We start from the raw sequence: 23,371 nt of genomic DNA on the forward strand, positions 1-23,371 counted from the left end.
TCAGCATGGGCGAAGGTGGAACCCTGTTCTAAGCTCACAGTCGTATCGTCACTGGCACGCCCGTACAACGCAAAGGAGTCTGCATGGCTGGTCCCGGATTGAAAATAATGGCTGGCTTCAGCCTTTTTGTTTTGCTGACTGCTTGCGGCGAAAAAGCACAGGTCGAAAAGGACCGCCCGCGTGTGTTCGTGCAGGAAGTGAAATCGGCCGATTACGCGGCGTCGGTGACCCTCACCGGCGATGTCCAGGCACGGGTGCAGACTGAACTCTCGTTCCGCGTTGGCGGCAAGATCATCCAGCGCATGGTCGATGTCGGTGACCGGGTGTCGGCCAAGCAAGTACTCGCCAAGCTTGATCCCAAAGACCTGCAAACCAGCGTCGATTCGGCCCAGGCCCAGGTCGTCGCAGAACAGGCGCGGGTCAAACAGTCCGCCGCCGCGTTCGTTCGCCAGCAAAAACTCCTGCCCAAGGGCTACACCAGTCAAAGCGAATACGATTCCGCCCAAGCTGCATTGCGCAGCAGTCAGAGCGCCCTGACGGCCGCCCAGGCGCAATTGGCCAACGCCCGTGAACAATTGAGTTACACCGCGTTGATTGCCGATGCACCGGGAATCATTACCGCGCGCCAGGCCGAAGTCGGCCAGGTGGTGCAGGCCACCGTACCGATTTACAGCCTGGCCCGGGACGGCGAGCGCGATGCAGTGTTCAACGTCTACGAATCGCTGTTGTCCGAGCCGCCTTCGGACAAAAACGTGGTGGTCAGCCTGCTCGATGACCCGGCCATCAAAACCACCGGCACCGTTCGGGAAATCACCCCGGCAGTCTCCGCGCAGACCGGAACGGTGCAGGTCAAAGTCAGCCTCCACGGACTGCCCGAAGGCATGCAACTTGGCTCTGTCGTGAGTGCCACCGCCAAGACACCGGGTAAATCCGCCGTGGAACTGCCCTGGTCGGCGCTGACCAAAAACCTCAGCGATCCGGCCGTGTGGCTGGTGGACGCCGAGGGCAAGGCGCAGCTGCACACCGTCACCGTCGGCCGTTACCTCACCGGCAAAGTCATCATCAGTACCGGCCTGAAGGGCGGCGAAAAAGTCGTCATCGCGGGCGGCCAGTTGCTGCACCCTGGGGTGAAGGTGGAAATCGCCGAAAACACCTATAAGGATTTAGGCGCGGGAGCCCAGCCATGAAGCGTCTGTTACTGGGTTTCGCCGGTGTGATGCTGGCAGCCTGCTCGGAAAAAGAGCCGCCACCGGAGCCGGTTCGCCCGGTGCTGTCCATCGAGGTCCGCTCTCTGGACGAAGAAAACCTCGGGCGTTTCGCCGGCAGTATCCAGGCCCGCTATGAAAGCAATGTGGGTTTCCGCGTGCCGGGTCGCATCGCCAGCCGCAATGTGGATGTGGGGGCGGAAGTCGAAAAAGGCGCCTTGCTCGCGACCCTCGACCCCACCGACCAACAGAACCAGTTGCGCTCGGCCCAGGGCGATCTGGCGCGTATCCAGGCGCAATTCATCAATGCCCAGGCCAACGCCCGGCGTCAGCAAGAATTATTCGATCGCGGCGTGGGCGCCCAGGCGCAACTGGACATCGCCCAGACCGACCTGAAAACCACCCAAGCCTCTCTCGATCAGGCCAAGGCCGCGGTCGATCAGGCCAAGGATCAACTCGACTACGTCGAACTGCGCACCGATCACAAGGCCATCGTCACCGCGTGGAACGCCGAAGCCGGGCAAGTGGTGAGCGCCGGCCAGCAAGTCGTGACGCTGGCGCAGCCGGACATCAAGGAAGCGGTGATCGACCTGCCCGACACCTTGGTCGACCGGCTCCCATCGGATGTGGTGTTTCAAGTGTCCGCGCAAATGGACACGAGCATCACCACCACTGCCATCGTTCGCGAAATCGAACCCCAGGCGCAAAGCGCAACCCGCACCCGTCGCGCCCGCCTGACGCTTACCGATACGCCATCGGGCTTTCGCTTGGGCACGGCGATCAGCGTGTCCCTGAGCTCCGCGATCAAACCGCGCATCGAACTGCCTTTGACCGCGCTTCAGGAAGTGGAGGGCAAGCCGCGGATCTGGGTCGTCGATCCACAGACGCAAACCGTTTCCCCGCGGGACGTTACCCTCATCAGCCGCACTGACAGCACGATGGTGTTGGCCAACGGCGTGAAGACTGGCGAGCGGGTGGTCAGTGCTGGTGTGAACAGCCTGAAGCCGGGGCAGAAAGTGAAAATCGACGAGGGCAGCCCGCAATGAAAGGGAGTTTCAATTTATCCGAATGGGCCCTCAAGCATCAGTCGTTTGTCTGGTACTTGATGTTCGTCGCGCTGCTGATGGGCGTGTTCTCGTACATGAACCTCGGCCGCGAAGAAGACCCGTCGTTCACCATTAAAACCATGGTGATCCAGACTCGCTGGCCCGGCGCGACCCAGGAAGAAACCCTCAAGCAGGTCACCGACCGCATCGAGAAAAAACTCGAAGAACTCGACTCTCTCGATTACGTGAAAAGCTACACCCGGCCCGGTGAATCGACGGTTTTCGTCAACCTGCGCGACACCACCAGCGCCAAGGACATCCCGCAAATCTGGTACCAGGTGCGCAAGAAGATCAACGACATTCGCGGCGAGTTCCCCCAAGGCTTGCAAGGGCCGGGGTTCAATGACGAATTCGGTGATGTGTTCGGTTCGGTCTACGCCTTCACTGCCGACGGCTTGTCGATGCGCCAGTTACGCGATTACGTCGAGCAGGTCCGCGCCGAGATCCGCGAGGTGCCGGGGCTGGGCAAGGTCGAGATGGTCGGCGAGCAGGACGAAGTCCTGTACCTGAATTTCTCCACCCGCAAACTGGCGGCGCTGGGCATCGATCAGCGTCAGGTGGTGCAGAGCCTGCAATCGCAAAACGCGGTGACCCCGGCCGGGGTTATCGAGGCCGGTCCCGAGCGCATTTCCGTGCGCACGTCCGGACAGTTTGCCTCCGAGAAGGACTTGGCCAACGTCAACCTGCGACTCAATGATCGCTTCTATCGCCTGGCTGATATCGCAGAAATCAGCCGTGGATACGTCGACCCGGCGACACCGGAATTTCGCTTCAACGGCCAAACAGGCATCGGTCTGGCGATCGCCATGAAGAAGGGCGGCAACATTCAGGAGTTCGGCAAGGCGTTGCACCAGCGCATGATCGACCTGACCGCCGACCTGCCGGTGGGCATCGGTGTGCACACCGTTTCCGACCAGGCCGAAGTGGTGGAAAAAGCCGTCGGCGGCTTCACCAGTGCGTTGTTCGAAGCGGTGGTGATCGTCCTGATCGTCAGCTTCGTCAGCCTCGGTGTGCGCGCCGGGCTGGTGGTAGCGTGCTCGATTCCACTGGTGCTGGCGATGGTCTTCATCTTCATGGAATACAGCGGCATCACCATGCAGCGGATTTCCCTCGGCGCACTGATCATCGCCCTTGGCTTGTTGGTGGACGATGCAATGATCACCGTCGAGATGATGGTCACGCGCCTGGAAATGGGCGAGACCAAGGAGCAGGCGGCCACGTTTGCCTACACTTCGACCGCGTTCCCGATGCTCACCGGTACGTTGGTGACCGTGGCCGGGTTCGTGCCCATCGGCCTCAATGCCAGTTCGGCCGGCGAGTACACCTTCACGCTGTTTGCGGTTATCGCGGTGGCGATGCTGGTGTCATGGATTGTCGCGGTGCTGTTCGCGCCGGTGATTGGCATACACATTCTCAGCGCCAATGTGAAACCTCACGACGCGGAACCCGGGCGCATCGGCCGCGGCTTCAATTACGGCATGCTTTGGGCCATGCGCAACCGCTGGTGGGCCATCGGCATCACCATCGCCTTGTTTGTGGCGTCGGTGTTTTCCATGCAGTTCGTGCAGAACCAGTTCTTCCCGTCGTCCGATCGCCCGGAAATTCTCGTCGACCTCAACCTGCCGCAAAACGCCTCGATCGCCGAGACCCGCAAGGCTGTGGATAAACTCGAAGCGACCCTCAAGGACGACCCGGACATCGTGCGCTGGAGCACGTACATCGGCGAAGGTGCGATCCGTTTCTACCTGCCCCTCGACCAGCAATTGCAGAACCCGTACTACGCGCAACTGGTGATCGTCAGCAAAGGCCTGGAATCGCGCACGGCCCTGAGCCAACGCTTGCAAGAACGGCTGCGCAAAGACTTCGTCGGCATCGGCAGTTACGTGCAAGCCCTGGAAATGGGCCCGCCAGTGGGTCGTCCGATTCAGTATCGGGTCAGCGGCAAGGACATCGATCAGGTGCGCAAACACGCCATCGCCCTGGCCACTGAACTGGATAAAAACTCGCACATCGGCGAGATCATTTACGACTGGAACGAGCCGGGCAAAGTCCTGCGCATCGACATCGCTCAGGACAAGGCGCGGCAATTGGGCCTGTCTTCTGAAGACGTGGCGAACCTGATGAACAGCATTGTCGTGGGCTCACCGGTGACTCAGGTCGACGACGATATCTACCTGATCAATGTGGTGGGTCGCGCTGAGGACGCGGAACGCGGCACGCCGGAAACCCTGCAGAATCTGCAGATCGTCACGCCGGGCGGCACGTCGATTCCACTGCTGGCTTTCGCCACCGTGCAGTATGAACTTGAGCAGCCGCTGGTATGGCGTCGCGACCGCAAACCGACGATCACCATCAAGGCAGCGGTGCGCGACGAGATCCAACCGACTGACCTGGTCAAACAACTGCAACCCGACATCGACAAATTCGCCGCCACTTTGCCGGTCGGTTACAAAGTCGCCACCGGCGGTACGGTGGAGGAAAGCGGCAAGGCCCAGGGGCCGATTGCCAAGGTCGTGCCGTTGATGCTGTTTTTGATGGCGACCTTCCTGATGATTCAGTTGCACAGCGTGCAGAAGCTGTTCCTGGTGGCCAGCGTCGCGCCGCTCGGGTTGATCGGCGTGGTGCTGGCGCTGATCCCGACCGGCACGCCCATGGGCTTCGTGGCGATCCTCGGGATTCTGGCGTTGATCGGCATCATCATCCGCAACTCGGTGATTCTGGTGACCCAGATCGAGGCTTTCGAGAAGGACGGCTACACGCCGTGGGACGCGGTGCTGCAAGCCACGGAACACCGTCGCCGGCCGATTCTGCTGACGGCTGCGGCGGCAAGCCTGGGGATGATCCCGATTGCCCGGGAAGTGTTCTGGGGGCCGATGGCCTACGCGATGATTGGCGGGATCATCATCGCAACCCTGCTGACGCTGCTGTTTTTGCCGGCGCTGTATGTGGCCTGGTACAAGATTTGCGAGCCGAAGAAAGAGGTGCAGTAAGGTCGAGCGCTGCGCGCTCTATTCGCGAGCAGGCTCGCTCCCACAGTTGACCGAGTTGTCTGGCGGACGCGATACCCTGTGGGAGCGAGCCTGCTCGCGAAGACGGCCTGACTGACTACGCCGTCTTACGCCAAACGCTGGCCAACCAAGGCTGCTGCTCTCGCGGCAACCCCGCCGGCCGGTAGTAATGTTCCAGCTCCACAAACCCCGCCGCAGTCAGCATTTGCTGCCACGCCTCAAGATCGTGGTACGCCCCATAACGCGTCCCGTTCCAGCCTTCCTGATTCTTGCCACGAGGATTGGAACTGAACAACACACCGCCCGGCTTCAACGCTCCATGCAGTTGCTTCAACACCCGCGGCAACTCCAGACGCGGGACATGAAACAGCGCCGCATTGGCAAAGATCCCGTCGAAGCGATCAGCCGGCAGATCCAGTTTCAGAAAGTCCTGCTGCCAGACTTCACAACCGCTGTCCTCCCGCGCCATCTGCGCAAACTTTTCCGACCCGTCGAGGCCGACGGCTTTGTGGCCCATGCGCGTGAAGGTCTGTAAATCACGTCCTGGTCCGCAGCCAAAATCGAGAATGTCGAACGGCGCCTCACCCTGAATGTGCCGTAACAGCGCATCGATGTTCTGGCTGACATCGTGATCGCGAGTGCCTTCACGGAAGTCCTCGGCCACCGAGTTGTAATGGCCCAGGGTGGTGGCGGTGATCTTCTCGAGATCGTCGGGAGTCTGTTTCATGGTCGGCTGCGCAGGCAATTGGGGTTTGCCGAATATACGCCATGAAGCCGGAGGCTGCTTCGCAGCCATTCGCGAGCAAGTCGAATCGTCGCACCGCCGCTCCCACACTTAATCGCGCAGAACACAGGTTTTGTGTTCACCCAAGATCAAATGTGGGAGCGGGCTTGCTCGCGAAAGCGGTATCACTGACGACCAATGACTCCAGCCTGACTCAGCTCTGTTTCATCCCCAGACATTCAATGGACCGGTCAACCATGGCTTTGGCAATCTCCAGCAAATGCCAAATGGAGAACACCAATGCCCGGTCGGCGCCTTTGAGATGGTCACCACACTGATACGCCGTGACTGATGCACAGCGCAGCAAGTCAGCGATGTAGAGCTGGGTGTCTTCGAAACTCACGTCTTTGCTGACGTTGTAGAACCGCAATTCATCCGGTGCGCCCGGCTGCTCGCCGGTCAGGTAGAAATCGATTGCACGGTAGAGCGCGGAACGGTCCTTGAGCGGATCGTCGGCTTTGTTGGAGGCTGTTTCGGGAGGAGGGTCGGGTACGGATCTTTCCATAGGTAAAACTCCTAGAGTTAATTGGAGCCAACCGATATCGCGACTAAACGAACAGGGGTGGCGACTGCACGCAGGTTAGTCGACCGGTCTCTAGGCAACCCGGCGCACCCGAAGGTGCCCTGCGCACAGCCACCATAACTTTCAGGCAATGAAACACCTGGTATGAGGTAGCGCTGTGCGCCTAGAAGATCCGGGCGACTAAACCCGATCACTGATGAGCAGTGACGGACCGAGAGTAGCCACGGGATTTTGCCGGCGCAAGCGTTCGGAATGATCTAGGAAATGTCCTGCAAAGGAAAGGGATCGGACCTTCGGAACCGCTGATTTTCCTGTACGAAATATCGCCAAGATCGCAGCCAGACTCAACGCTTGTTCAACCCCCGCGCCAACCGATCCCCACTCAGCTGAATCACCGCCACCAACACCACCAGCAACACAATCACCGTCAGCATGATCTGGCTATCAAACCGCTGATATCCGTACCTATACGCAATGTCGCCCAGCCCACCAGCCCCAATCGCCCCGGCCATCGCCGACGAGTTGATCATGGTCACCAGCGTAATCGTGAACCCCCCGACAATTCCCGGCAGCGCTTCAGGCAACAACACGTGCCAAACGATGTGCCAGCGACGGCAACCCATGGCTTGCGCCGCTTCGATCAAGCCGTGATCGACCTCACGCAAACTGACTTCGGCAATGCGCGCAAAGAACGGCGTGGCAGCGATGGTCAGCGGAACGACGGCCGCCCACACACCGTAAGTGGTGCCGACAATCAACCGGGTGAACGGAATCAGCGCCACCATCAAAATCAAAAACGGAATCGAGCGAAACAGGTTCACGAACGCACCCAACGCGCGGTTCAGCGCCGGTGCTTCATAGATCCCGCCTTTGGAGCTGGTGACCAGAATCACCGCCAGCGGAATGCCTGCCAGCAGTGCGATCAACGAAGACACACCGACCATCAAGAAGGTGTCGATAAAACCCTGCAGCAAGCGATCAAACCACATAACCCAGCACCTCCACCTGTTGCGCCCAATTGCCGGCGCGTTGCCGCAATTCTTCGGCGCCGAGCGAAGACTCTGTCACCGCCAGCAGCAGTTGCCCGAGGGCGTGACCTTGAATCCGTTCCACGCCACCTTGCAGTAAGCGCACGCGACCACCGAGGGCGGCGAACAGTGCCGCCAGATCCGGCTCGTCCGTGGCGCTGCCGGTGAATTGCAATCGCAGCACCACGGCGGCATCGGAAGAAGGCGCTTGCGGGTGCAAACGGCTTTGCAGTTCGTCCGGCAGCGCGTGTTGCAGCGGCGCGAGCAAAGTCTTGCTGACCTCATGCTGCGGGTTGCCGAACACTTCCCAGACCGGCCCTTGCTCGACAACTCGTCCGTGCTCAAGCACCACGACGCGATCACAGATATCGCGAATCACCGCCATCTCGTGGGTGATCAGTACGATGGTCAAACCCAGCCGCTGATTGATCTCGCGCAGCAGGCCGAGGATCGATTGGGTGGTCTCCGGGTCCAGCGCTGAAGTGGCCTCGTCGCACAGCAGAATCTCCGGGTCGTGAACCAGCGCCCGGGCAATCCCGACGCGCTGCTTCTGTCCGCCGGAAAGCTGCGCCGGGTAGGCCTTGTGCTTCTCTTGCAGGCCGACCAGTTCCAGCAGTTCGCGAACTTTCTGCTCGCGTTTTTCCTTGGGCACACCGGCCACTTTCAGCGGCAACTCGACGTTCTGCCAGACTGTCTTGGCCGACATCAGGTTGAAGTGCTGGAAGATCATGCCGATGCGCCGGCGCAGCGCCACGAGCCGGTCTTCATCGAACTCGCCGATGTCTACCTGATCGATCAGCACCCGGCCGGTGCTCGGTTGTTCGAGGCGGTTGATGGTGCGGATCAGCGACGACTTGCCGGCACCGCTGCGGCCGATGATGCCGAACACTTCGCCGCGCTGGATCGCCAGGTCGATGCCGTGCAACGCCGCCACCGGACCTTGCTGGCCGTTGTAGGTTTTACCCAGGCCGATGAAACGCACGTGGGCGCGATTGAAGTCCGGGTGCAGTTCAGTCTGTTCGGCTTTCTGAGGCTCTGGAATCTCCAGTCGCCGTTGGATAGCGGCCGTCATTTTCAGCTTTCCCAACCGGCTTGATAGAGCTTGCCGTGGGCCTTATCCAGCGCGGCGCGAACGGCTGGGGAGTGCTGGTAGATGTCGACGAACTTGATCAGGCGCGGGTCGGTTTTGCTTTTCGGCTGGATCACAAACTGGATCACGTATTCCTTGTGATCGAGGCCGTCGAACAGCAGCGCGGAGCCTGCATCGAAGGTCTTCGACAGGCGGATGTAGGCCGGGTAACCCTGGACCAGATCGGCGTCGTCGTAGGCACGCACCAGTTGCACGGCTTCGACCTGGAGGATTTTGATTTTTTTCGGATTGGCGATGATGTCTTCTTCGGTGGCCTTGTAGCCGACGCCCGGTTTGAGCGTGATCAACCCGGCCTTGGCCAGCAGTTGCAAGCCGCGACCGCTGTTGATCGGATCGTTGGCGATGGCCACGCTGGCGCCTTCTGGCAATTCGTCGAAGCTTTTGTATTTCTTCGAGTAGAGGCCGACGTTGTTGATGATCCCTGGCTTGAATGGCACCAGGTCAAAACCGGCGGCGGCCTTGGCGTTTTCCAGGAACGGGATGTGCTGGAAGTAGTTCACGTCGATGTCGCCGGCAGCGAGGCTGACGTTGGGTGCGATCCAGTCGCTGAACTCTACGAGCTCGACTTTCAGGCCTTGTTTGTTGGCTTCTTCTACCGCTGCTTCCAGGGGGATGGCGAAGGCAGCGGTGGTGCCGACTTTCAGCGGCGCGTCGGCGGCGAAGGTGACGGAGCTGAAAAGGCCGAGGGCCAGGGCCAGTGCTTTGACTGGGTGAGAGAGGTAGGTCTTTTTCATGATGGGTTTTCCAGTCAGTGCATAAATTTTGGGTGTTTGGGCGGACCTCTTCGCGAGCAGGCTCCCTCCTACAGGGATTGTGTGACCACTGAAGATCCACTGTGGGAGCGAGCCTGCTCGCGAAGCTTTTAGCGGCGGTAGGCCGAACCGGTGTGTTGCTCAGGCAAATGCGCCTCGCCGTGAAACAGTTTTTCCCGCAGGCTGCCGCTGTCGTAAGCGGTCTTGTACGACCCGCGCCGTTGCAACTCCGGAATCACCCAATCGATGAAATCCACATAGCTCTCCGGTGTGACGATCCGCGTCAGGTTGAAGCCGTCGAGCCCGGTTTCTGCGATCCACGATTCCAGCTCATCGGCCACTTGCTCAGGCGAGCCGACCACGGTGATGTAGCGCCCACCGAGTGCGTGTTGCTCAAGCAATTTGCGCCGGGTCCAGTCGTTGTTTTGCAGGTTCTTGGTCGCAGACTGGATCGCGTTGCTCTTCACGTACTGGATCGGTTCGTCTATCTCGTATTCGGAAAAGTCGATCCCGGTGGACGCCGAAAAATGCGCCACACCAGCCTCGGCACTTGCGTAGCTCAAATACTCGGCGTGCTTGGCCCAGGCCAGTTCTTCGGTGGCGCCGACGATCACGTTCAGCCCCATGAACACCTTGATATCCTCGGGATTACGCCCGGCCTCGACAGCGCTGGCGCGCACCTTGTCCACCTGAATTTTGGTCGACGGTTTGTTCTGGCCGCTGATGAATACGCACTCGGCGTGACGCCCGGCGAACAGCAAGCCGCGATCCGAACTGCCGGCCTGGAACAGCACCGGCGTACGCTGCGGTGACGGCTCGCAGAGGTGATAACCCTCCACCTGATAGAACTCGCCCTTGTGCTCGACCTTGTGCACTTTTTCCGGTTGGGCGTAGATCCGTTGCTGCGGATCGTTCAGCACCGCGCCGTTTTCCCAACTGCCTTCCCAGAGTTTGTAGAGCACTTGCAGGTATTCGTCGGCCTGGTCGTAGCGGCGGTCGTGTTCGACTTGTTCGCTCAGGCCCATGGCCTTGGCGGCGCTGTCGAGGTAGCCGGTGACGATGTTCCAGCCGACCCGGCCACGGCTCAGGTGATCGAGGGTCGACATGCGCCGGGCGAACAGATAGGGCGGCTCGTAGGTGAGGTTGGCAGTCAGGCCGAAACCGAGGTTCTTGGTGACCGCAGCCATGGCCGAGACCAACAGCAGCGGGTCGTTGACCGGCAATTGGATCGATTCTTTCAGCGGCACGCCCACCGAGTTTTGATAGACGTCGTAGACCCCGACGATGTCGGCGATGAACAAACCATCGAACAGTCCGCGCTCCAGCAGTTGCGCCAGTTCAGTCCAGTATTCGATGGTTTTGTACTGAGTCGAGGTGTCCCGTGGATGTGTCCACAAGCCATGGTTGATGTGCCCGATGCAGTTCATGTTGAACGCGTTGAGCAGGATCTTCTTCTTTGCCATCAGATGGTCCCCCGCAGTGGCGGGTTTTCATCGTTGAGGTAGTAGTTGCCGACGGCGTGATACTTCCAGCGCACCGGGTCGTGCAGGGTGTGCACCCGAGCGTTGCGCCAGTGGCGATCGAGGCCGTGTTCAATCAGGGTCGCCTGGCTGCCGGCCAGTTCGAACAGCGTGCTGCCAGCGGCGAGGGAAATTTCAGTGCTGATGGCCCGGGCTTCGGCGACGGCAATCGAGGCGGCGGCGACGGTCTCGGCGTTGGTGTCGGCCTGGGCTTTGTCGAGAAATTGGCCGGCGCGTTCCAGCAGCGCCTCGGCGGCGTGCAGGCGAATGCTCAAGTGGCCGAAGCTCTTGATGGTCAGCGGGTCTTCGGTGGCCTTGTCGTTGCCGGAATCGATCCACGGTCGGGTTTTGGTGCGCACGAAATGCAGCGCATCTTCATAGGCGGCGCGGGCGATGCCGGTGTCGATGGCGGCATGGAGAATCTGCGCCAGCGGGCCGACCGGAGTAGGACGCTCGAAGGCGCTTTGAAACGGGATCACGTCGTCTGCTGCAACAAAGACATCTTCGAACACCACCGAACCGCTGCCGGTGGTGCGCTGGCCGAAGCCGCTCCAGTCGTCGATCACTGTCAGGCCTTTGCTGTCGCGCGGCACGAAAGCCAGTTGCTGCACGCCGTTTTCATCCACCACCGAGGTGGGGATGCGCTGGGCGTAAATCGCTCCGGTGGCGTAGAACTTGCGACCGTTAATGCGATAGCCATCACCGTCGCGGGTCAGGCTGGTGACGCGGTCGTGGGCGGTTTTGGTGCCCAGTTCAGCCAGGGCATTGCCGAAGCGCTGACCGGCGAGGACTTCTGCGTACAGGCGTTTTTTCTGCTCTTCGCTGCCATTCACGCGCAGCACTTCGAGGGCATAGAAATGGTTTTGCGGAATCTGCCCCAGCGAACCGTCAGCCTGAGCGATCAAGGCAATCACCCTGGCCAGTGTGACGTTGGAAACGCCAGCGCCGCCGTACTCCTTGGGCACGCTGATGCCCCAGAGGCCCGAGCGGGAAAACACTTCCAGTTCCGGGTGTGGCAGGCGGCGCTCGCGGTCGCGCAGGGCGCTGTCGCGTTTGAAATCTTCGGCCAGGTCACTGGCGACAATCAGGGCTTGCTCATCGCTGGTTATGACCGCGACGTGGTGAGAAAGAGTCATATGTTTCTCCAGAGATCTGGTCGTTAAATCCAGGAGTGGCGAGCGGGGAGCGTGCCGTTCAAGTGATAGGTGCCGACGGCGTGGTATTTCCAGCGCACCGGGTCGTGCAGCGTGTGCACCCGGGCGTTGCGCCAGTGACGGTCGAGGTTGAATTCGGCGAGGGTGGCGCGACTGCCGGCCAGTTCGAAGAGCTTTTCGCTGGCCAGCAGCGAGATCTCGGTGGTCAGCACTTTGGCTTCGGCCACGGCAATCGAGGCACGGGCTGCGGACTCGGCGGTGAGTGGAGCGGCGTTGACCTGATCGAGCACCTGCCCGGCCTTGCGTAGCAGGGCTTCGGCGGCGTGCAGTTCGATTTTCAGTTTGCCGATGTCGGCGATGACATAGAGATCATCACTGGCTCGTTCGACCTTGGCGTCGATCCATGGCCGGGCGCGGGTTTTCACGAACTCGATGGCGTCGTCGATGGCGCCCCGGGCAATCCCGGCATCGATGGCTGCCTGGATCAACTGCGAGACCGCGCCCTGAATATTCGGCTTGTCGTTGATCTTCCAGTTGTCCACCACCCACTCGGCGTCGACTCGCACGTTGTTGAGTAAAATCGTGCCGCTGGCGGTGGTGCGCTGGCCGAAGCCCGACCAGTCGTCAACGATGCGCAAGCCCGGCGTGCCGCGACGGACGAAGGCCAGCACTTGCTTGCCATCGTCGTTCAGCGCCTTGACCGCGACCCAGTGAGCGAACAGCGCGCCGGTGGAATAGAACTTCTGCCCGTTGAGGACAAAACCATCACCGTCGGCAGTGATCCGCGCTTTGAGTTCAAGGGTGTTTTTGGTGCCACGCTCGGGTCCGGCATTACCGATCCGCCAACCTTCAAGCACGCTTTTGAACAGCTGTTTTTTTTGCTGTTCGGTGGCGCTGCCGAGCACCAGGTTGAGAATGCCGAACTGGTTCTGCGGGATCTGGCCCAATGCCGGGTCCGCCGCGGAAATGATCGCGAAAACGTCGGCCAGGGTGACGAACGAAACCTGCGGGCCACCGTATTCGCGCGGGATGGCAATACTGCCCAGGCCGCTGCGGGTGAACTGTTCGATTTCCGACCACGGCAGCTTGCGCTGCTGGTCACGTTTTGCCGCATGCAGGCGGGCGACTTGCGCCAGCTCATGGGCGGCCTTGATCGCTTGTGCGTCGTTGCGCAAGACTTGCGCGGGCAACAACAACGGGGCGATGTCCAGATCACTCTGGATGATTGCATCTGCCAGACTCGACATCAGTGCCGCTCCTTGGCTGCACGCAATGCCCTGGCGATCTGCACTGGGGTGATTGTGTTCCGGACCATACCTACCTCACATCTCATGAAAACGCCGCGATGGTTGCGGCGAACGAAAAACACGAATGTCCGGTGGTCCGGTGCATATACCCTAAGCGTGTGTAAAAAATTAATAAACTAACTTTTAGGAATATGCATAGAAGGGTGTCGCCAGGCCCAATGAGGTAAGGGGCGCGTCGCTTTAAAGCCGGTGGCGAAGCCTGTGGCAGAGGGCTCGCTCGCGAAACAGGTGCCGCGGTTTAGCAGAAAAACCGCGGTATCGTTCTTCGCGAGCAAGCCCGCTCCCACAGGCTTCGCCGCGGCTACAAGGAGATCAGCGTTTACGGGGTTCGGCGACCTTCAGCAGTTCCTTTGGTGGGACTTTGAGGTAGGGATTGGCACACCCGATCTTCAGCCTGCGTGCCGGCGCCCAGCGCGAGTTGTTGCCCACCCGGTCGAGGATGCAGTAGGTCACCTCCAGGCGCAGGTCTTCACCCGCTTCAAGAATGATCGCTGGCGGCACCCAGACCTGAATCGGCAGGCCGATATCGCACGCCTTGAGCCGTGGCAGATCCATGCGTACATCGCCCCAGCGCAGGGTGATTTCGTCGTCGGCTGCCATGTTCAGGTACGGCTCGATGGTCAGCGGAACTCCGCGCTTGATCTGGTTCGGATTGACCCCCTGACGGCGAATGGTCTCGGGGATGGTCACCGGCGCCAGGCGCTGGTTTTCATCGCCGCATAGTTCAGACGGCTGGCCACCGGGGCAGTCGAGTTTGATCTGCACGCATCTGGCGGCCGATAGCGCCGGCCCGTGCCCGATCTGCATGATCCGGTAGTGAATGCGTGAGGTGCCATTGGCGATGAAGCTCTCGGGCACGCGCAGTTGGACCGGTTGTCCGACATTGTTGGCCGTCAGAACCCTGGAGGCGACGTAGCAGTTGTCCCAGAACAGCTCGATCAGGTCACCTTCGTCCATGCCGGAGTAGGGCGCCACGTCGATCAGCAGGCGGGCCGCCGAGGTGATGTTGATGCCGGTCTTGTGAGATTGCGCCAGGGTCGGGGCCGCCAGCTCGGGTTTGTTCGAGGTGCTTTTCATGGGTTCTCCTTGAAGTCTTGCAGCGAAGTCCGTTTCTGGAAAATCAAAAACACGAATTCCGAACAGCAAAACAGTTCATTACTTTGAGTTGAAATAATGATTGAGCGTGATGATTGTTGCTTGCTGGAGACTAGATAAGAGTGTGCGTGAATAAGTGTCAATAGAGTGAGTTGGTTAAATACAAGATCAGGTGTTATTCAGAAAACTCCTACGTTGGGAAGTTAATAAACCCTGTCGCTCTGTCGAATATAACCGCCAAAACACGGGGTATAGGCGCTATGGGGCGACGTCCGATCAATCAAAGGTGATCACGAGGTTAGAGAATTTTAAGACAGGTCAATCTGTTGCAGGACATATATATGTACCGCGCGCGCTGACAAAAAGTTGTATATCGTGCGCGTACATTTAACTAAGGGAAGACAAGGATTTATAAATGGTGAGGGTGTCACTTCCATCCGTGGAAGTTGACGGTGTTGCGCGGATGTTTAGTTGTGGGCGTTATTCAGAAACTTGCTGAGGAATTGTTTCGTGCGTTCTTCTTTCGGGTTGGCAAACAGCGCCTTGGCTTCGCCTTGTTCAACGATCACTCCCTTGTCGAAAAACACCACGCGGTTCGCCACGTCCCGGGCAAAGCCCATTTCGTGGGTAACGATAACCATGGTGCGCTTCTCCTCGGCCAGGCTGCGGATGGTCGCCAGCACTTCACCCACCAACTCTGGATCGAGGGCTGAGGTGGGTTCGTCGAACAGAATCACTTCTGGCTCCATCGCCAACGCCCGGGCAATCGCCACACGCTGTTGCTGACCACCGGAAAGGCGACGCGGGTAAGCGTCTTCCTTGCCGGCAAGGCCGACCCTGGCCATGAGTTTTTTTCCCAGGGCAACGGCTTCGTCACGCGGGATTTTTTTCACCACGATCGGGCCTTCGATGACGTTTTCCAGGGCAGTGCGATGGGGGAACAGGTTGAAGTTCTGGAATACGAAGCCCACGTGCTGGCGCAAACGTCGCACCAGGCCCTGCTGCTGGTTCAGCGGGCGACTGCCATCGATCTCGATGTCGCCGACCTTGATCCGGCCGCTGGTGGGTTCTTCCAGGAAGTTCAGGCAGCGCAGGAACGTGGTTTTACCCGAGCCGCTCGGCCCGATGATCGCCACTACCTCGCCTTCCTTCACCTGCAGATCGATGCCGTTGAGCACGACTTGACCCTTGAACTGCTTTGTCAGTTTTTCCACGACAATCATTGGGTCAGGACTCCTGGTCGTGCCGATTGACCCGCTCTTCCAACTTGTTCTGCAGGTGCGAGAGCACCGTGGCCAGAATCCAGTAGATCAGCGCGGCGGCAAGGTACATGGTGAACACTTCGAAGGTGCGTGCTGTAATCAGCTGCGCCTGGCGGAACAGCTCCGGCACCTGGATGGTGGCGGCCAGCGCGGTGTCCTTGACCAGCGAAATGAAGCTGTTGCCCAGCGGCGGCAATGCGGTGCGCATCGCTTGCGGCAGGATGGCCCGGCGCAGCGTCTGCGCACGGGTCATGCCGATGCTGGCGGCAGCTTCCCACTGACCGCGCTCGATGGAGCTGATCGCGGAACGCAGGATTTCACAGGCGTAAGCGGCCATGTTCAGCGAGAAGCCGATCAGGGCCGCCGGCAGCGGATCGAGTTCCATGCCCAATTGCGGCAAGCCGTAATAGATCACGAACAGTTGCACCAGCAACGGCGTGCCGCGAAAGAACGACACGTAGATGCGGGCGATCCAGCTCACCAGCTTGAAGCGCGACAGGCGCATCAACGCCAGGCCGAAGCCCAGCATGAGGCCGAAGAACATCCCGCCCAGGCTCAAGATGACCGTGTAGTAGGCCCCCTTGAGCAGGAAGGGCAGGGAGTCCAGTGCGAGTTGGAAAGCTTCTTCCATTATTGAGTGACGTCAGCGCTGAAGTATTTTTCCGAAAGCTTTTTCAGCGTACCGTCGGCACGCAGCTTGTCGATGGCTTTGTTCACCGCTGCCAGCAACTCAGGCTCGCCTTTGCGCAGGGCAATACCGGCTTCCTGACGGGAGAACGCTTCGCCGGCGGCGACAGTGTCCTTGGCCTTCTTGGCGTATTCCAGTGCGGCGAGGCGGTCGATCAGAATGGCGTCGATGCGGCCGACACGCAGGTCCTGGAACTTGGTCGGATCATCGTCGTAGGTCTTGATGATGGCTTTAGGCTGATTGTCCTTGAGCCACTGCTCGTAGTTGGTGCCCAGGCCAACGCCGACTTTCTTGCCGTCCAGATCGGCGGCGGTCTTGATGGTGTCTTTGTTCTTGGTCAGAACCAGCGCCTGAATCCCGGAAACGGTGTACGGCTCGGAGAAGTCGTACTTCTTCTTGCGCTCTTCAGAGATGGTTACCTGGTTGATCACCGCGTCCAGGCGCTTGGATTCCAAGGCTGCGAGGATGCCGTCCCATTTGGTTGGCTGCAGTTTGACCTTCACGCCCAGCTCTTTGGCCAGGGCTTCGGAGAACTCGACTTCGAAGCCGGCCAGTTTGCCGTCGGCGTCGACGAAACTGAACGGTGGGTAGGTGCCTTCCAGGCCGACGTTGATTACGCCAGCGTCTTTGATTTTTTGCAGTTGCTCACCGGCAACCGCTTGCCCCAGCAGACCGGCGCTGAGCGCCAGGCCCAGCGAACCTACCAGCAGATTTCGACGTAGTACGGAAAAATTCATGACAAGCCCCTGTGTTTTCTTATGGAGAACGCTTAAGGAAAGTTGGCAAATTCGGGATTTGAACGACTGCGATATCCTGCCCTAAAGCAGCGTATGCGTCTCGCTGCAAATTCGCCTGCGGCGCGACTATATGACGGTGCTTTTAGATAGGAAAATAATAAATACTGCGTTTGTTATTCTTTTAATGAATATGCGTTCAAGATCGTTCCCACGCAGAGCGTGGGAACGATCAATTACAGGAAGTCTTTGTAGGCAAACAACGCCGGTGCTCCACCGGTGTGCAGGAAGATGATCGGGCCTTCGTCAAAACGCTGGCGACCGATCCCGTCGAGCAACCCGGCCATGGCCTTGCCAGTGTAGACAGGGTCCAGCAGCAAGCCTTCCTGACTCGCCACCAACTTCACCGCCGCTAGCGTGCCGGCATTCGGTTCGCCATAACGCGGGCCGAAATATTCGTCCCACAACTCGACCTTGAAACTCGCCGGCAGATTCACGCCCAGCAACTCTGCGGTACGTTCAGCGAGGCCCTGAACCTTCGGCCGCTGATCTTCATCGCTACGGGAAACCGTGACGCCAATTACTGGCAAATCCGGCAGTGCTTCGCTCAGCGCCAGCGCCAGGCCGCTGTGGGTCCCGGCGCTGCCCGAGGCCAGCACCACGGCGGCGAACTTCAGGCCGGTGTCCTTGATCTGCTCGGCCAGTTCCAGCCCTGCGCGCACGTAACCCAAAGCACCCAACGCATTTGAGCCACCAATCGGCACCAGATACGGCCTCTTGCCGTTGTTGCTTAAACGGTCGGCCAGCGCCTGCAATTGTTCGTCGGCGTTGTCGAGGTTTTCCACCAGCTCGACCTTGGCGTCGAACAGGTCCAGCAACAGTCGGTTGCCGTTGCCGACATAGTTGCTGTCGTCGGTGCCGAGGGGATTTTCCAGCAGCGCGACGCAGCCCAGTCCGAGCTTGGCCGCAACGGCGGCAGTCTGGCGCACGTGGTTGGATTGCAGCGCGCCAGCGGTGATCAACGTGTCGGCGCCCTGGGCGAGTGCATCGGCCGCCAGGTATTCGAGTTTGCGCAGCTTGTTGCCGCCCATCGCCAGCGGTGTCAGGTCATCGCGTTTGACGTACACATCGCGGCCCAGCCACGACGACAGACGTTCAAGTTTTTCCAGAGGGGTAGGGTGGCCAAGCAAATCGAGGCGGTCAAAACGGGCGAGCTGTTGTTTGATCATGGTTTCCGTACTGGCGGAGAAAGATGTCAGGACTATAGGCACGCCGATTTTGCGGGGCAACTGCCAATCCCCCTTATGCAAAAAAGTGCTGAGCACAGCACAATCAGTTCTTAATTCGGCTTCCAGACCTTGCCGTAAAGTAATCGCCGTCAGCGCGGCCAGACAGTCCGGCCCGCCCGTGAGGAGTTTTTACCGTGAGCGAGCGTTCCAGCCATTGGCAATTGCAGACCATCGTCAGCCAACTGCGTACGGCGCGTGACGAGTGGCGTGCACAAAACGGCCGCGCCAGCGGCGAGCAGGGCGGCCGTGAGCTGCCTTCCCGAGCGGCCATGGCGGAGATCCTTGAAGCGCTGTGCGGTGCACTGTTCCCGATGCGCCTGGGCCCGGTGGACTTGCGCGAGGAAAGCGAAGACTTCTACGTCGGCCACACACTGGACGTTGCGCTGAACGCGTTGCTGGCTCAGGCACGACTCGAACTGCGTTACGCCGCCCGCCACAGTGCCCAGGCCGACACCGAGGTCGAGGCCAATACCATTCAGATCATTCAGGATTTCGCGCTTGCTCTGCCGGGGTTGCGCAGCCTGTTGGACACTGACGTGCTGGCGGCCTATCACGGCGACCCGGCGGCGCGCAGTGTCGATGAAGTATTGCTGTGCTATCCGGGGATTCTGGCGGTGATTCACCATCGCCTCGCCCACCATTTGTATCGCGCCGGGTTGCCGTTGCTGGCGCGGATCAGCGCAGAAATCGCCCACTCGGCCACCGGTATCGACATTCACCCCGGCGCGCAGATTGGCCGCAGCTTCTTTATCGATCACGGGACGGGCGTGGTAATCGGCGAGACCGCCATCATCGGCGAGCGGGTGCGGATTTATCAGGCCGTGACCCTGGGGGCCAAGCGCTTCCCGGCGGATGAGGACGGTCAGTTGCAGAAGGGGCAGGCGCGACATCCGATTGTCGAGGATGACGTAGTGATCTATGCCGGTGCGACGATTCTGGGGCGGATCACCATCGGTAAGGGCTCGACCATTGGCGGTAATGTCTGGCTGACCCGCAGCGTGCCGGCGGGAAGCAATCTGACTCAGGCGAATCTGCAGCATGATGATGGGACGCAGAAGTAAGTTCTGAGACCCTCGCTGCCTGACAAGCCGCCTTCGCGAGCAAGCCCGCTCCCACATTTAGACCGAGTCACGCGATCTAATGTGGGGGCGGGCTTGCCCGCGAATGGTTTCAAGGCCAACCGGATAATGGCATTTAGCTAATTTTCCGGTGAACGAATCCTCCAAACCCCACGTCATACCCTTCCTTGAGCTAGCGTACGAACAGTACCGCCGAGCCTTGCAATTAGTCCTTAGCACCCTATTCATGTTTAACTTGAACGCTCATTCAAGTTAAACCGCCGGTTTGCTGCCCGCTCACAACAGGAGGCTTGCCTATGCCGAGTCCGTTATTGATTGCCCTGTTTCACCCCCTCGAGGTGCACCTTTCATGAGTGCATCGTCCCTCCCTCCAAGCGGCCAGGTCCGCATGAATCCGCCGGTGTTTTACTTCGCGGCGACGTTCATTTTTCTATTCGGCATTGTCGTTATTGCCATGCCTGAAGAAGCCGGCGCCTGGTTGTTGGCGGCGCAAAACTGGGCGGCCAACACGGTCGGCTGGTACTACATGCTCGCGATGACCCTGTATCTGGTCTTCGTGGTGGTCACCGCCTTGTCCGGCTACGGCAAGATCAAGCTCGGTGCCGACCACGACGAACCCGAATTCAGTTACCTGTCCTGGGCCGGCATGTTGTTCGCCGCCGGGATCAGCATCACGCTGTTTTTCTTTTGCGTGTCCGAACCGTTGACCCACCTGGCACAACCGCCGCAAGGCGAGGCCGGCACGGCGGACGCGGCGCGTCAGGCGATGCAGATTCTGTTTCTGCACTGGGGCCTCCACGGCTGGGGCGTGTTCGCCTTCGTCGGCATGGCGCTGGCCTACTTTGCTTACCGGCATAACCTGCCGCTGGCGTTGCGTTCGGCGCTGTATCCGCTGATCGGCAAGCGCATCAACGGCCCCATCGGTTATGCGGTGGACGGCTTCGGCATCATCGCCACCGTGTTCGGCCTCGGCGCCGACATGGGCTTCGGTGTGTTGCACCTCAACTCGGGCCTCGACTACCTGTTTGGCATCGCTCATACCCAGTGGATTCAGGTCGGCCTGATCACATTGATGATGGGCGCAGCGATCATCGTCGCGGTGTCTGGCGTCGATAAAGGCGTGCGGGTGATGTCCGACATCAACATGCTGCTGGCCTGTGCGCTGCTGCTGTTTGTGTTGTTCGCCGGACCCACCCAGCATCTGCTCAACACCCTGATCCAGAACATCGGCGACTACCTCGGCGCGTTGCCGATGAAGAGTTTCGACCTCTACGCCTACGACAAACCCAGCGACTGGCTGGGCGGCTGGACGGTGTTTTACTGGGCCTGGTGGATTGCATGGTCGCCGTTCGTGGGGCTGTTCATCGCAAGGATTTCCCGTGGCCGGACCATCCGTGAATTCGTCTTCGGCGTGCTGCTGATCCCGCTTGGCTTCACCCTGGCGTGGATGTCGATTTTCGGCAACAGCGCCATCGACCAGGTGCTGAATCACGGCATGAGTGCGCTCGGCATGTCGGCCATCGACAACCCGTCGATGACGCTGTATCTGCTGCTGGAAACCTACCCGTGGAGCAAAACCGTCATCGCGGTGACGGTGTTCATCAGCTTCGTGTTCTTCGTCACCTCGGCGGACTCCGGCACCGTGGTGCTGTCGACGCTGTCCGCCAAGGGCGGCAACCCCGACGAAGACGGGCCGAAATGGCTGCGGGTGTTCTGGGGTGCGATGACCGCGCTGGTGACCAGTGCGCTGCTGTTCTCCGGCAGCATTGATGCGTTGAAGTCGGCAGTGGTGCTGACCTCGTTGCCGTTCTCGATGATCCTGCTGCTGATGATGTGGGGGCTGCACAAGGCGTTCTATCTGGAGTCCCAGAAGCAGATCGCCCAACTGCATTCCCTCGCACCGGTGTCTGGCTCGCGGCGGGGCGGCTGGCGTCAGCGCTTGAGTCAGGCCGTGCATTTCCCGTCTCGCGATGAGGTCTATCGTTTCCTCGAAACGACGGTGCGTCCGGCGATTGAAGAGGTAACGGCCGTGTTCGTCGAAAAGGGTCTGCACGTGGTCGCTCAGCCCGATCCGGCCAACGACAGTGTCAGCCTGGAGATCGGTCACGGCGAGCAGCATCCGTTCATCTATCAGGTGCAGATGCGTGGCTACTTCACGCCGTCCTTTGCCCGTGGCGGCATGGGTTCCAAGGAACTCAACAACCGTCGCTATTACCGGGCCGAAGTGCATTTGAGCGAGGGCAGTCAGGACTACGATCTGGTGGGCTATACCAAGGAACAGGTGATCAACGACATCCTCGATCAGTACGAACGGCACATGCAGTTTTTGCATTTGGTGCGTTGATCGAGAACCGGTGGCGCTCAGGTCTCGCTGCTCAACACCATGAACAGCACCAGCGCCGCCACCGGTACGCCGAACACCGCGCTGCCGACCACCAGTTCCGTGCTCAACGGCTGGCCGGCGGTGACCATGCCGACCGCGCCGTTGATCAACGTCAGCGCCAGCCACAACACGGCAAAGCTGTAGGCCAGGACCTGGCGCGGGAAGCCGATTTTCTCACCGATGAACAGCATCAGCGCCAGCAGGACCAGGCCGAAGAAGATGATGATGGTGGTGTGCATGGTGAAGTCCTCGCGACGACTTTCAGAGTTCTCGACCTAGAGTGTGGTCGAGGGAATAGCGTCCTGCTCCGCGAAACAGGTTGTAGCGCGACAGAACCACCAGGCGAGGCGGGCCGTGATGTCAGTCCTTGCGCGCAACCTGGGGGAGCGGGCTTGCTCGCGAAGAGGGCGTGTCAGCCGACATAAATATTGCCTGACATACCGCCTTCGCGAGCAAACCCGCTCCCACAGGTTCCGCGCCTTGCGCTGCGGCTCAGACGAGACCGCCGTTGACCCGCAGGATTTGCCCGTTGACCCACGCTGAATCCGGTCCCACCAGAAACGACACAATGCGAGCAATATCTTCCGGCTGACCCAAACGCTCCAGTGGAGGCATTTTGGCGAAGGCCTGGATTTGCTCTTCACTCTTGCCGTGCAAAAACAACTCAGTCGCCACCGGGCCAGGGGCCACGGCATTAACGGTGATGTTGCGGCCGCGCATTTCCTTGGCAAACACTTGGGTCAGGGATTCCACCGCCGCTTTGCTGGCGATATACACCGCATAGCCCGGCAGGTTCAGGCCGACGGTGCTGCTGGAGAAGTTGACGATCCGGCCGCCGCTGTTCAGGCGTGTCGCCGCTTCACGCAGGGTGTTGAAGGTGCCGCGAGCGTGGATATTGAAGGTCTGGTCGAACAGTTCGTCCGTGTGTTGCGCCAGCGGCATCGCTTTGAGGATGCCGGCGTTGTTCACCAGCACGTCGACTTTGCCCAGTTGTGATTCGGTCTCGTCGAACATCCGGCGTACATCGTCGGCATTGGCAACGTCAGCCTTGATCGCTATGGCTCGGTGCCCGGCCTGACGCAATTCAACAACCAGCCTGGAGGCTTCGGTGGCGCTGCTGGCGTAATTGATCGCGACGGCAAAACCTTCGCTGGCCAGTTGTTTGGCGATGACCGCGCCGATGCCGCGGGAGGCGCCGGTCACGATGGCAACTTTAGAAGTTTGAGCAGTCATGGCGGTAATTCCTTTGAAGGTGTTTGCTTGGGGTGAAGCCAATTTCACATGTTTACTCAGCCCGATAAATG

At 59.9% G+C, this 23,371-nt stretch carries 20 protein-coding genes; 5 read left to right on the forward strand and 15 right to left on the reverse strand.

Annotated elements, in window-relative coordinates:
* Window positions 1–83 precede the first annotated feature (83 nt).
* The 3 genes from ACA055_RS00950 to ACA055_RS00960 are packed head-to-tail and all read left to right on the forward strand — an operon-like array spanning window position 84 to window position 5,301.
* Window positions 84–1,187 (forward strand): efflux RND transporter periplasmic adaptor subunit, encoded by a 1,104-nt coding sequence (locus tag ACA055_RS00950; protein WP_497681960.1) that lies wholly within the window; start codon window positions 84–86, stop codon window positions 1,185–1,187.
* Window positions 1,184–2,251, forward strand: a complete 1,068-nt coding sequence (locus ACA055_RS00955) for an efflux RND transporter periplasmic adaptor subunit (RefSeq protein WP_497681961.1) — start codon at window positions 1,184–1,186, stop codon at window positions 2,249–2,251. The genes ACA055_RS00950 and ACA055_RS00955 overlap by 4 nt, the downstream gene beginning before the upstream one ends.
* Window positions 2,248–5,301, forward strand: coding sequence for an efflux RND transporter permease subunit (locus ACA055_RS00960; protein WP_497681962.1), 3,054 nt, complete (start codon window positions 2,248–2,250; stop codon window positions 5,299–5,301). The genes ACA055_RS00955 and ACA055_RS00960 overlap by 4 nt, the downstream gene beginning before the upstream one ends.
* Before the next feature lie 115 nt (window positions 5,302–5,416).
* Here the strand turns inward: ACA055_RS00960 and ACA055_RS00965 are convergent, their stop codons facing one another.
* From ACA055_RS00965 to ACA055_RS01025, 13 genes are all read right to left on the reverse strand, one after another.
* On the reverse strand, window positions 5,417–6,046 hold the full coding sequence (locus ACA055_RS00965) for a class I SAM-dependent methyltransferase (RefSeq protein ID WP_497681963.1): 630 nt from the start codon (window positions 6,044–6,046) through the stop codon (window positions 5,417–5,419).
* A gap of 211 nt (window positions 6,047–6,257) precedes the next feature.
* Window positions 6,258–6,608: a DUF6124 family protein gene (locus tag ACA055_RS00970; protein WP_497681964.1), complete on the reverse strand. Its 351-nt coding sequence runs from the start codon at window positions 6,606–6,608 to the stop codon at window positions 6,258–6,260.
* A gap of 362 nt (window positions 6,609–6,970) precedes the next feature.
* Window positions 6,971–7,615: a methionine ABC transporter permease gene (locus tag ACA055_RS00975; protein ID WP_497681965.1), complete on the reverse strand. Its 645-nt coding sequence runs from the start codon at window positions 7,613–7,615 to the stop codon at window positions 6,971–6,973.
* A complete protein-coding gene (locus ACA055_RS00980) occupies window positions 7,605–8,726 on the reverse strand; it encodes a methionine ABC transporter ATP-binding protein (RefSeq protein WP_497681966.1) in 1,122 nt (373 codons plus the stop codon). Before ACA055_RS00980 ends, ACA055_RS00975 begins: the two co-directional genes overlap by 11 nt.
* 2 nt (window positions 8,727–8,728) lie before the next feature.
* Complete coding sequence (locus ACA055_RS00985; protein ID WP_497681967.1) at window positions 8,729–9,538, reverse strand: MetQ/NlpA family ABC transporter substrate-binding protein; 810 nt, start codon at window positions 9,536–9,538, stop codon at window positions 8,729–8,731.
* Window positions 9,539–9,666: 128 nt separating this feature from the next.
* Entirely contained in the window at window positions 9,667–11,019 is a 1,353-nt protein-coding gene (locus tag ACA055_RS00990; protein WP_497681968.1) for an LLM class flavin-dependent oxidoreductase, read from the reverse strand.
* Complete coding sequence (locus ACA055_RS00995; protein ID WP_497681969.1) at window positions 11,019–12,212, reverse strand: SfnB family sulfur acquisition oxidoreductase; 1,194 nt, start codon at window positions 12,210–12,212, stop codon at window positions 11,019–11,021. Before ACA055_RS00995 ends, ACA055_RS00990 begins: the two co-directional genes overlap by 1 nt.
* A gap of 23 nt (window positions 12,213–12,235) precedes the next feature.
* A complete protein-coding gene (locus ACA055_RS01000) occupies window positions 12,236–13,477 on the reverse strand; it encodes an SfnB family sulfur acquisition oxidoreductase (protein ID WP_497681970.1) in 1,242 nt (413 codons plus the stop codon).
* Window positions 13,478–13,849: 372 nt separating this feature from the next.
* Entirely contained in the window at window positions 13,850–14,614 is a 765-nt protein-coding gene (locus tag ACA055_RS01005; RefSeq protein ID WP_497681971.1) for a hypothetical protein, read from the reverse strand.
* A 485-nt stretch (window positions 14,615–15,099) separates the two neighbouring features.
* Window positions 15,100–15,855, reverse strand: a complete 756-nt coding sequence (tcyN, locus tag ACA055_RS01010; protein WP_497681972.1) for an L-cystine ABC transporter ATP-binding protein TcyN — start codon at window positions 15,853–15,855, stop codon at window positions 15,100–15,102.
* A 4-nt stretch (window positions 15,856–15,859) separates the two neighbouring features.
* Window positions 15,860–16,525, reverse strand: a complete 666-nt coding sequence (tcyL, locus tag ACA055_RS01015; RefSeq protein ID WP_497681973.1) for a cystine ABC transporter permease — start codon at window positions 16,523–16,525, stop codon at window positions 15,860–15,862.
* Window positions 16,525–17,319: a cystine ABC transporter substrate-binding protein gene (gene tcyJ / locus ACA055_RS01020; protein ID WP_497681974.1), complete on the reverse strand. Its 795-nt coding sequence runs from the start codon at window positions 17,317–17,319 to the stop codon at window positions 16,525–16,527. The genes tcyL and tcyJ overlap by 1 nt, the downstream gene beginning before the upstream one ends.
* Before the next feature lie 233 nt (window positions 17,320–17,552).
* Complete coding sequence (locus tag ACA055_RS01025) at window positions 17,553–18,545, reverse strand: D-cysteine desulfhydrase (protein ID WP_497681975.1); 993 nt, start codon at window positions 18,543–18,545, stop codon at window positions 17,553–17,555.
* Window positions 18,546–18,739: 194 nt separating this feature from the next.
* Here ACA055_RS01025 and epsC point away from each other — a divergent pair, with 194 nt between their 5' ends.
* Both epsC and betT read left to right on the forward strand, forming a co-directional pair.
* Complete coding sequence (epsC, locus tag ACA055_RS01030; protein ID WP_497681976.1) at window positions 18,740–19,666, forward strand: serine O-acetyltransferase EpsC; 927 nt, start codon at window positions 18,740–18,742, stop codon at window positions 19,664–19,666.
* Between the two features lie 406 nt (window positions 19,667–20,072).
* Entirely contained in the window at window positions 20,073–22,028 is a 1,956-nt protein-coding gene (betT, locus tag ACA055_RS01035; protein WP_497684341.1) for a choline transporter BetT, read from the forward strand.
* A 17-nt stretch (window positions 22,029–22,045) separates the two neighbouring features.
* On the opposite strand, the gene ACA055_RS01040 is transcribed toward betT, so the two are convergent.
* Together ACA055_RS01040 and ACA055_RS01045 are read right to left on the reverse strand one after the other, a co-directional pair.
* On the reverse strand, window positions 22,046–22,306 hold the full coding sequence (locus ACA055_RS01040; protein WP_497681977.1) for a hypothetical protein: 261 nt from the start codon (window positions 22,304–22,306) through the stop codon (window positions 22,046–22,048).
* A 253-nt stretch (window positions 22,307–22,559) separates the two neighbouring features.
* A complete protein-coding gene (locus ACA055_RS01045) occupies window positions 22,560–23,300 on the reverse strand; it encodes an SDR family oxidoreductase (protein WP_497681978.1) in 741 nt (246 codons plus the stop codon).
* Window positions 23,301–23,371 lie beyond the last annotated feature (71 nt).

Source organism: Pseudomonas sp. LBUM1657 (assembly GCF_059716075.1).

Bases quoted from the DNA above. Each gene is read 5' to 3' on its own strand.
- ACA055_RS01005 (WP_497681971.1), bottom strand. From the start codon at position 14,614: ATGAAAAGCACCTCGAACAAACCCGAGCTGGCGGCCCCGACCCTGGCG.
- ACA055_RS00980 (WP_497681966.1), bottom strand. From the start codon at position 8,726: ATGACGGCCGCTATCCAACGGCGACTGGAGATTCCAGAGCCTCAGAAA.
- tcyJ (WP_497681974.1), bottom strand. From the start codon at position 17,319: ATGAATTTTTCCGTACTACGTCGAAATCTGCTGGTAGGTTCGCTGGGC.
- ACA055_RS01000 (WP_497681970.1), bottom strand. From the start codon at position 13,477: ATGTCGAGTCTGGCAGATGCAATCATCCAGAGTGATCTGGACATCGCC.
- ACA055_RS00990 (WP_497681968.1), bottom strand. From the start codon at position 11,019: ATGGCAAAGAAGAAGATCCTGCTCAACGCGTTCAACATGAACTGCATC.
- betT (WP_497684341.1), top strand. From the start codon at position 20,073: ATGAATCCGCCGGTGTTTTACTTCGCGGCGACGTTCATTTTTCTATTC.
- ACA055_RS00965 (WP_497681963.1), bottom strand. From the start codon at position 6,046: ATGAAACAGACTCCCGACGATCTCGAGAAGATCACCGCCACCACCCTG.
- ACA055_RS00950 (WP_497681960.1), top strand. From the start codon at position 84: ATGGCTGGTCCCGGATTGAAAATAATGGCTGGCTTCAGCCTTTTTGTT.
- tcyL (WP_497681973.1), bottom strand. From the start codon at position 16,525: ATGGAAGAAGCTTTCCAACTCGCACTGGACTCCCTGCCCTTCCTGCTC.
- ACA055_RS00995 (WP_497681969.1), bottom strand. From the start codon at position 12,212: ATGACTCTTTCTCACCACGTCGCGGTCATAACCAGCGATGAGCAAGCC.
- ACA055_RS00960 (WP_497681962.1), top strand. From the start codon at position 2,248: ATGAAAGGGAGTTTCAATTTATCCGAATGGGCCCTCAAGCATCAGTCG.
- ACA055_RS00985 (WP_497681967.1), bottom strand. From the start codon at position 9,538: ATGAAAAAGACCTACCTCTCTCACCCAGTCAAAGCACTGGCCCTGGCC.
- ACA055_RS01040 (WP_497681977.1), bottom strand. From the start codon at position 22,306: ATGCACACCACCATCATCATCTTCTTCGGCCTGGTCCTGCTGGCGCTG.
- ACA055_RS00975 (WP_497681965.1), bottom strand. From the start codon at position 7,615: ATGTGGTTTGATCGCTTGCTGCAGGGTTTTATCGACACCTTCTTGATG.
- ACA055_RS00970 (WP_497681964.1), bottom strand. From the start codon at position 6,608: ATGGAAAGATCCGTACCCGACCCTCCTCCCGAAACAGCCTCCAACAAA.
- ACA055_RS01045 (WP_497681978.1), bottom strand. From the start codon at position 23,300: ATGACTGCTCAAACTTCTAAAGTTGCCATCGTGACCGGCGCCTCCCGC.
- ACA055_RS00955 (WP_497681961.1), top strand. From the start codon at position 1,184: ATGAAGCGTCTGTTACTGGGTTTCGCCGGTGTGATGCTGGCAGCCTGC.
- ACA055_RS01025 (WP_497681975.1), bottom strand. From the start codon at position 18,545: ATGATCAAACAACAGCTCGCCCGTTTTGACCGCCTCGATTTGCTTGGC.
- tcyN (WP_497681972.1), bottom strand. From the start codon at position 15,855: ATGATTGTCGTGGAAAAACTGACAAAGCAGTTCAAGGGTCAAGTCGTG.